The organism is Acinetobacter sp. YH12099, from assembly GCF_013419195.1.
In the GTDB taxonomy this organism is placed as follows: Bacteria; Pseudomonadota; Gammaproteobacteria; order Pseudomonadales; family Moraxellaceae; genus Acinetobacter; species Acinetobacter towneri.
Map to the genome: position 1 here is coordinate 1 of NZ_VPAP01000058.1, position 1168 is coordinate 1168.

Consider the following 1168-nt stretch of genomic DNA (forward strand, 5'->3'; position numbering starts at 1 on the left):
TACGTTGTCGGCAGCGGGCCAAAAAGGAATACGTCCATGCCCATCGAGGTGAAACCGGCTGTGAGCGCGGGTTCAAGCATATAGCCCGACAGGCGCGTATCCTTGCCGATCACGACACGATGGCGGTGGTCACCGCGACGAAAGACACGGCCAGCCGCCATGCCGACGCGCAAGGCGGTTTCCGCCGTCATCGCGCCTTCGTTGGCTTTGCCACGAATACCGTCTGTGCCGAAATATTTGCGCACCATAAGGTCGATTATCCTGTCGTCGGGTCGCCCTCAAAGGGGACATGCCTGCTGAACCGCGAATATAGAGAAATATCCCGAATGTGCAGTTAACGAATTCTTGCGGTTTCTTTCAGCGCCGCCAATACCGCCAGCCCGTCGCGCAAGGGGCGCGGCTCGTGTGTGCGGATGAAGTCAGCTCCACCTGCGGCGGCGGCAAGCTCTGCAGCGAGTGTCGCGGCCCCGACATCCCCCGGACCACGGCCTGTGAGCGCGCGCAGAAAGGATTTGCGCGAAACAGACAGAAGCACCGGCAAATCGAAGCGCAGCCGCAATTCATCGAACCGCGCCAGCACCGAGAGCGAGGTTTCGGGAGCAGCCCCCAGAAAAAACCCCATGCCGGGATCAAGGACAAGGCGGTTGCGTTTGATACCGGCACCCGTCAGCGCCGCGATGCGCGCGTCAAAGAACGCCGCAATGTGATCCATGATGTCGCCAGCGGGTGCCTCGCGCCGATCTGCCTGCCCGTCTTGCACCGAATGCATAACGACGAGTTTGGCAGATGATTTCGCCAATTGCGGATAGAACGCAGCGTCTGGAAAACCGCGAATATCATTGAGATAGGCCACACCACGCGACAAGGCATAGGCTTGCGTCGCGGGTTGATAACTGTCGAGCGAGACGGGAATGCCATCTGCCTTGAGCGCGTCCAGCACCGGCGCGATACGCGCGATTTCTGTGTCGGACGAAACAGGCGCGGCGTCGGGATTGCTGGATGCCGGACCGAGGTCGATCACATCTGCCCCCTCGGCCATCAGCTTACGCGCCTGCGCAATGGCTGCGTCTGGCGCCAGATACCGGCCTCCATCGGAGAAACTGTCCGAGGTTATGTTGACGATGCCGAAAATGATGAGCGATTTATTCATGGGGGCTTCTATAATAAT

1 protein-coding gene and 1 pseudogene are annotated in these 1168 nt (G+C 59.8%); both read right to left on the bottom strand.

Going from position 1 to position 1168, the window contains the following annotated elements:
* Positions 1–248: pseudogene (gene glmM, locus FTU39_RS13755) on the bottom strand (phosphoglucosamine mutase); the annotation flags it as partial.
* A gap of 86 nt (positions 249–334) precedes the next feature.
* Positions 335–1150, bottom strand: a complete 816-nt coding sequence (gene sul2, locus FTU39_RS13760; RefSeq protein WP_001043260.1) for a sulfonamide-resistant dihydropteroate synthase Sul2 — start codon at positions 1148–1150, stop codon at positions 335–337.
* Between the last annotated feature and the right edge of the window lie 18 nt (positions 1151–1168).